This is a genomic window from Mesorhizobium sp. M7A.F.Ca.ET.027.03.2.1 (assembly GCF_003999175.1).
Lineage (GTDB): Bacteria > Pseudomonadota > Alphaproteobacteria > Rhizobiales > Rhizobiaceae > Mesorhizobium.
Window position 1 is genome coordinate 1 of sequence record NZ_RZOM01000237.1, and the last position, 6,642, is coordinate 6,642.

General features: G+C 65.1%; 7 protein-coding genes and 1 pseudogene. 6 read left to right on the forward strand and 2 right to left on the reverse strand.

The window, feature by feature from the left end:
* On the forward strand, positions 1 to 816 hold an 816-nt coding region (locus EN750_RS12880; protein WP_127396637.1), incomplete at its 5' end, for a LysR substrate-binding domain-containing protein.
* Here the strand turns inward: EN750_RS12880 and EN750_RS12885 are convergent.
* Positions 755 to 1,375: a TetR/AcrR family transcriptional regulator gene (locus tag EN750_RS12885; protein ID WP_127396638.1), complete on the reverse strand. Its 621-nt coding sequence runs from the start codon at positions 1,373 to 1,375 to the stop codon at positions 755 to 757. The two genes, EN750_RS12880 and EN750_RS12885, sit on opposite strands and share 62 nt — an antisense overlap.
* Positions 1,376 to 1,441: 66 nt before the next feature.
* Here EN750_RS12885 and EN750_RS12890 point away from each other — a divergent pair.
* Both EN750_RS12890 and EN750_RS12895 read left to right on the forward strand, forming a co-directional pair.
* A pseudogene (locus EN750_RS12890) lies at positions 1,442 to 1,866 on the forward strand (VOC family protein).
* A 581-nt stretch (positions 1,867 to 2,447) separates the two neighbouring features.
* Positions 2,448 to 3,098 carry a hypothetical protein gene (locus tag EN750_RS12895; RefSeq protein WP_127396639.1) on the forward strand — a complete coding sequence of 217 codons (651 nt, stop codon included), beginning with the start codon at positions 2,448 to 2,450 and terminating at the stop codon, positions 3,096 to 3,098.
* 76 nt (positions 3,099 to 3,174) lie between these two features.
* Here EN750_RS12895 and EN750_RS12900 read toward each other — a convergent pair whose 3' ends face one another.
* A complete protein-coding gene (locus EN750_RS12900) occupies positions 3,175 to 4,122 on the reverse strand; it encodes a trypsin-like peptidase domain-containing protein (protein ID WP_127270143.1) in 948 nt (315 codons plus the stop codon).
* A gap of 168 nt (positions 4,123 to 4,290) precedes the next feature.
* Between EN750_RS12900 and EN750_RS12905 the strand changes: the two genes are divergently transcribed.
* The 3 genes from EN750_RS12905 to EN750_RS12915 form a co-directional block, all read left to right on the forward strand.
* Positions 4,291 to 5,163 (forward strand): S1C family serine protease, encoded by an 873-nt coding sequence (locus EN750_RS12905; RefSeq protein ID WP_127396640.1) that lies wholly within the window; start codon positions 4,291 to 4,293, stop codon positions 5,161 to 5,163.
* An 8-nt stretch (positions 5,164 to 5,171) separates the two neighbouring features.
* The gene (locus EN750_RS12910) at positions 5,172 to 5,807 is read left to right on the forward strand and encodes a helix-turn-helix transcriptional regulator (RefSeq protein WP_127269032.1); all 636 of its coding nucleotides are present in this window, start codon (positions 5,172 to 5,174) and stop codon (positions 5,805 to 5,807) included.
* Between the two features lie 110 nt (positions 5,808 to 5,917).
* The coding region (locus EN750_RS12915; RefSeq protein WP_145967613.1) for an NAD(P)-dependent oxidoreductase at positions 5,918 to 6,642 on the forward strand (725 nt) is incomplete at its 3' end.

Genomic DNA, 6,642 nt, shown 5'->3' on the forward strand with positions numbered 1-6,642 from the left:
CAGCTGGGGCTGAAACTGTTCGAGCGCGAGGGTACCCGCGAGCCGCAACTGACCGAGATCGGCCGGGCGATGCTGGAGGATGCGCGGCGCATGATCGGCGTGCTGCAGCGCATCCGTTCGCGCGTCGACGGCCATCACCAAGGGCTCGAGGCTGAAGTCGCGCTGTCGGTCGACGCAGCGTTGCCGTCGCCGGTGCTGGTGCGGGTGCTGAAGGCGTTCGAGGCGCAGTTTCCGACCGTGATGCTGCGCCTGCATATCGGTACGCTCGGCCTGATCCCCGATCATGTCGTCAGCGGGCAGGCCGACCTTGGCATTGGCGGCCTGCTGGGCGATGTCGATGTGCATCTCGTGCGCATCGGCTTCATGTCGATCGTGCTGGCCGCCGCGCCCAGCCATCCGCTGGCCCTGCTGCCGAAGCCGGTGGCGATCGAGGATGCGCGCGAACACACGCAGCTTGTCGTCACCGACCAGTCGGAGCGCACCAAGGGGCGGGACTTCGGCGTCTTCGCCTACCGCACCTGGCGGCTGACGGATGTGCGCACCAAGCATATGCTGATGCGCGAGGGGCTGGGCTGGGGCGGGCTGCCGCGCTGGCTGATAGCAGACGACCTGGCGAGTGGCCGGCTGGTCGAAATCGACCTCGAATCCTTCAGGGAGGTGAGTTCGCCGCTGTTTGCCATGCACCGCAACGATCGCAGCCCGAAGCCCGCGGCGGCCTGGCTGATCGACCAGTTCAAGCGCCAGCTCGGCTGCTTCAACGAGTTCGAACCGGGCGAGGTGCCTGAGGAAGAGACAGGCCATCGATCAGTGCCATGAGCACGGCGCGGTAGTCCTGAGCTGACGCACCGGCCTCGATGGCCAGGGCGGCACGATCGAAGGCGGAGCCGAGCAGCGCGGTCAGCGCGTCGGCCGGCAATCTCGTCATCGTCTGCGCCCGCATCGCCGCGACCAGCCCTTCGCGCAGCGAACGGTTGCCGTGGCGGTTGTCGATCGCTTCCATGGCGGCGCGGCCAAGCACGGCCGGGCCGTCGAGCAGCAACAGCCGCGTGCGGCCGGGCGCGCGCATGGCGGCGAGATAGGCGTCGGAACCGGCAATCAGTGCGTCGCGGGCATTGAGCGATGGCGGCGAAGCGCGCTCGATCTCCTCAGCCACCGCCATCGCCTCCTGCTCGACCACGGCGGCAAACAGCGCCTGCTTGTCGGCGAAGTGATGATAGAGCGCGCCGCGCGTCACGCCGGCGGCAGCGACGATCTCCGGCGTGCTGGTCTCGGCATAGGATTTTTCGGTGAACAGCTTTCGTGCCGCGGCAATCAGGTCGGCGCGCGTCGCCTCGGTGCGGTCTCGGTTGGAACGACGCGCGGAATCGCGTTGCATACATGCAGCCTGTATGTTAATGTAAGTTACATGCAGACTGTATGTTAATCGACGGGAGAAGGAAAGATGAAGACGACGAGCTATTACCCGGTGCTGATGACCGGCGACGTCGCCGGCACGACGGCGTTCTATGTCGAGCATTTTCGCTTCCAGCCGCTATTCGAAAGCGACTGGTATGTGCATCTGAATCGGTGGAGGACAGAAGAGTCAATCTCGGCATCGTCCAGGGCGATCATGAGACGATCCCGGAAGAGGGGCGAGGCCGCGCGTCGGGCCTGCTGATCAACTTCGAGGTGAGGGACCCGGATGCGGTCTATGAACGGGCCGTCGCGGCCGGGCTGCCGATCCTGCGCTCTCTACGCGACGAACCCTTCGGCCAGCGCCATTTCGTCACGCGGGATCCCAATGGCGTGCTGATCGACGTCATCAAGCCGATTCCGCCGAGCGAGGCGTTTCTGGCGCAGTACGCGGAGGGGGCGGTGGGCGCCTAAACGATATTCGTGTTGGCTGTTTCCTACGCAATTTATGATCATCCGGTAATTGCCAAGCCGAGAAAGGTTTGATTTCTGAGCAGATGTGCGATGCAATCATGCGAGTGCAGGTGGCGAGCGGACCATTGAATGACCGAAGATCTTGTCGATCGAATTTATGAAGCGGCGTTCGTCCCCGATTTATGGCCAGACGTCTTCGACAGGTTGAGCGAACTGTCGAACTCGGCCGGAGGCGGTATGGGTTTATTCGATGACCGGCTGGACCCGATGCTCTCGCGTCGGACCTGGTCCGGCCGATACTGGAGGGCATCTCTGCGGAAGGCGGGTTCAAGAGCAGCAGTGTCTCCCAACTCCTGCTGACGCTGCCCCCACCCTCGGGATTCGTCTACGACGCGGACTACTTCCCCAAGGAGGCGCTCGAGAACAATCGGACGCGGCTCGACCGGACGCTGCCATTGGGAATCGGTGGCGAAGTCGGTACGTTCATATCCCTGCCTACAGGCGAAGTTCTGTTGTTTACGATGGAGCGTTGGCTGACCAATGATCGGCCATCCCGAGACGAATTGGACCAGCTCAACCGCATGAGGCCACATTTGGCGCGCGCCGGCCTGATTGGTGCGCGCCTGCGGCTGGAACGAGCGCGCGCTACGACTACGGCGCTTGCGGCGATCGGCCTGCCGGCCGCGGTGATGACGAGCAGGGGACGCGTTCTGGCGACCAATCAACTGCTTGACGCTCTGCCCCTTGTGTTCGTGCCGACGGCCCGTGATGGGCTCGCCCTTGCCGATGCCAAGGCAAACAAGTTGTTTCAGCAGGCGATTGCAAGCGGGACTGGTGACGCTGCGTCGGGTCGCTCCGTGCCCATAGCGCCAAGCGAGACTAGCGAGGCCATGATCGTTCACCTCATCCCTCTTCGCCGTCTGGCGCACGAACTTCTCTCAGGCGCCGACATACTGATCGCAGCCACGGCTCTCAACCCGACGAATCTGGTGCCTTCGCCGACCATCCTGACGCGCCTTTTCGACCTCTCGCCGGCCGAGGCGCGATTGGCAGCGGCATTGGCATCGGGGGATAGCCTTGGTGTGGCGGCGACAAACGCCAACATCACCTATCGCACGGCCAGCACGTATCTTGGTCGTATCTTCGACAAGACAGGCACGCATCATCAGGCGCAACTCGTAGCTCTCCTGAAGGGAGCCTATGTCCCCGTTGCTCCCTCGAAGGGGGAGTGAGCAACGGCGGCCTTAAAGTCTTTCTTTTGATACATGTCGTTGTCCCAGAACCGCGGCACACTTCTGGGCGACTGCACTAGCTTCGCGCAACCGGCATCACCGTCACCTGGCTGACGCCGGTGCGGCGCACCACGGTGCATTGTGTCTCGCGGCCGATGCGCTCGGCGTCGAGCACGCGCACCAGGTCGTCGACGCCGGTGACCGGGCGGCCGTCTATTGCGGCGATGATGTCGCCCTCCTTCAAGCCGGCCTTGGCCGCCGGGCCATCCTTCTCGACGCTGCGCAGCCGCACCGCGGTATTGGTCGACACTTGCGACAGGAGCGCGGCGCGTCGCGGCAGATTGACGGTGTCGGCCGAGACGCCGATGAAGGCGCGGCGCACGCGGCCGAAGCGGATGATCTCGGAAATGACGAAATTGGCGGTGTTGGAGGCAACAGCGAAGGCGATGCCTTGCGCGCCGTGGATCATGGCGGTGTTGACGCCGATGACCTCGCCGGCCGACGACACCAGCGGTCCGCCGGAATTGCCGGGATTGAGCGCTGCGTCGGTCTGGATAACGTCGTCGATCAGCCGGCCGGTGGAGGCGCGCATCGAGCGGCCGAGCGCGGAGACGACGCCGGAGGTGACGGTCCATTCGAAACCGAGCGGGTTGCCGATTGCAATGGCGATCTGGCCGCGCCGCAGCCGTTTGGAATCGCCCAGCGGTGCGACGTCGGCAAAGCTGCCGTCGGCGCGCACCAGCGCGATGTCGGTGTCGGGATCGCGGCCAAGAACACGCCCTTCTCTCGAGGCGCCGTCCGGCATCGAAACGCGCACCGTCCTGGCATCACCGACGACATGGAAGTTGGTGACCACCAGCCCGTCCGGCGCAATGACGAAGCCGGAGCCATGGCCGCCCTGACCGCCAACGCGCTCGATGCGGCAGACGGCCGGACCGATGCGGTCGACCGCATCGGCAACCGTCGTCGAATAGGCGTCGAGCAGCGTGTCATCGGTTTGGAATTTGGCGACGGCGACGGCCATGGGAGGGCTCCGTGTGTTCAGGCTTGATCGTGACTATATGTGCGGAGCGGCTGGAACCGCAGCGACCTGACCAGATGGCCAGTCAAACCGGCAACTAGCCGTCAGGCGAGTACCCGCGGACGCGCTGTCGAGCGATATCTGGGGCATGGATGAACCCAGGAGACCATTATGAGCGATTTCAATCTGAGCGCGTTTTCGCAAGCCGTCGCTGATCTCGCCGCCAAGGCCGCGCCGGCAACGGCTGGCTTCGCCACGCATCATCACCGCACGGCAAGCGCCTTCCACTGGCGTGACGGCTATTTCGTCACCGCTGAAGAGGCTGTCGAGGCCGGCGAGGAGATCGAACTGGTGTTGGCCTCGGGGGAAACGGTGAAGGCCGAGCTGGTTGGCCGCGACCCTTCTACCGGTGTTGCCCTGCTGAAGCCGTCGGAGGCCGTCAGCGCCGCGCCGTTGGCCAAGGCCGATGCGGTGCGGCCGGGCAACATCGCCATTGCCATCGGCAGCAGCGACGGTTCGGCTTTGGCTGTTTCGGGCTCGGTGGGCGAAGTCGGCCCGGCCTGGCGCTCGATGCGCGGCGGCACCATCGACCGGCGCATCAATCTTGCCGTCGGCGCCGGCGGCCGTTTCGAGGGCGGCCCGGTTCTCGACGCCAAGGGTGCGCTGATCGGCATGCTGTTGTTCGGACCGCGCCACCGGGCGCTGGTCATGCCTTACGAGACGATCGAGCGGGCGGTCGCGACCTTGCGCGAAAAGGGCCATGTCGCGCGCGGCTATCTCGGCGCCGGCCTGCATCCGGTACGCGACCGCGACGCGCACGGCGCGATGGTGATGAGTCTCGATGACGATGGTCCCGCGAAGACCGCCGGTCTCTCTCTTGGCGATATCATCGTGGCGTGGAACGGTGAGGCGGTGCACGGCCCGCGGGACCTGATCCGCAGGCTCGGACCCGACAGTGCCGGCTCTTCGGTGACGCTCGGTGTCGTGCGCGGCGGCGAACAGCGCGATGTCGTGCTGACAATCGGCGAAAAGCCGCTGAGCTGAGGGCATCCATGGACACGCTCACCAGCGACAGGATCATGCATGACGGTGCCGTCTCGCGGCGGCTGGTGGTGCTGATTGCGCTTGGCGATGCGTCACGCGCCGAGCGCCTGGCGGCCTCGCTGGCCGCGAGCGATGACCTGCTGCCGGTCGTAGCCGGCGGTGGAAGAGCCGACGTCGCCATCGTTGACGACAGCATTGGTGATGGCGTGCCGGCCCTCATTCCACGGGTGCTGCTGACCGGACGCGCTGGCGGCGAGCGGCCCGCCGGTGAGGTGCTGGCCGTGATGTCCGCTGGCGCGGAGGATTTGTTGATCGCCGCGGCGGCGCGGCTGGCCGCGGCCGGCTATCGCGTCTCGGGCGAGCGCGGAAGCGGACGCCATGAGGATTTCCGTGCCGGCGATGGCGAGCCGTTCGAGGAGGAGGCCTCCGACGAGCATGCCGCCCGGCCTTCGCTGTCGCCGCGTGAGGCGGAAGTGTTGGCGCTGCTGGCCGAGGGCGCTCCAAACAAGGTGATTGCGCGGCGGCTGAACATTTCGGTGCACACCGCGAAGTTCCATGTCGCCGCAATCCTGATCAAGCTCGGTGCGGCCAACCGCACCGATGCGATTGCCATTGCGATGCGCCAAGGGTTGGTGCTGGTTTAGTCATAAACCCTACGCTGCGTAACGCGGTGTCCAGCGTGTCGGGTCTTGCGCTGCGGTCGCCCGCCGCGCAAAGGTTTGCGCCTGTTGTGTTGCAAGGGAGGCGCAAGGAAATGTCGCTCAAGGGAAAGACGCTGTTCATATCCGGCGGGTCGCGCGGCATCGGGCTGGCGGTCGCGCTGCGCGCGGCGCGCGACGGCGCCAATGTGACGATCGCGGCCAAGACCGCCGAACCGCATCCGAAGCTGCCGGGCACGATTTATAGCGCTGCCGAAGAGATCGAGCAGGCTGGCGGCAAGGCGCTGCCTGTTTTGTGCGACATCCGCGAGGAGGCGCAGGTGGCCGAGGCGGTCGCCAGGACCGTGGAAAAATTCGGCGGCATCGACATCTGCGTCAACAATGCCAGCGCCATCCAACTCACCGGCACGCTGGAGACCGACATGAAGCGCTACGATCTGATGCATCAGATCAACACGCGCGGTACCTTCCTGGTCTCGAAAATGTGCATTCCTCACCTGAAGTTGGCGCAAAATGCTCACATCCTGAATCTGGCGCCGCCGCTCGACATGAAGGCCAAGTGGTTCAGGAATCACGTCGCCTACACGATGGCCAAGTTCGGCATGTCGATGTGCACGCTGGGCATGAGTGCGGAGTTCGCCAAGGACGGCATCGCTGTCAATTCACTGTGGCCGATCTCGACCATCGACACGGCGGCGGTGCGCAATCTGCTCGGCGGCGCGACGGTGGCGGCGATGAGCCGTTTGCCCGACATCATGGCCGACGCCGCGCATGCCATCTTCATGCGCCCGGCGCGCGAGACAACAGGTAATTTCTATAT

Excerpts from the sequence above, each read along its gene's own strand:
- EN750_RS12885 (WP_127396638.1), bottom strand. The coding sequence starts at position 1,375 with ATGCAACGCGATTCCGCGCGTCGTTCCAACCGAGACCGCACCGAGGCG.
- EN750_RS12895 (WP_127396639.1), top strand. The coding sequence starts at position 2,448 with ATGAGGCCACATTTGGCGCGCGCCGGCCTGATTGGTGCGCGCCTGCGG.
- EN750_RS12900 (WP_127270143.1), bottom strand. The coding sequence starts at position 4,122 with ATGGCCGTCGCCGTCGCCAAATTCCAAACCGATGACACGCTGCTCGAC.
- EN750_RS12905 (WP_127396640.1), top strand. The coding sequence starts at position 4,291 with ATGAGCGATTTCAATCTGAGCGCGTTTTCGCAAGCCGTCGCTGATCTC.
- EN750_RS12910 (WP_127269032.1), top strand. The coding sequence starts at position 5,172 with ATGGACACGCTCACCAGCGACAGGATCATGCATGACGGTGCCGTCTCG.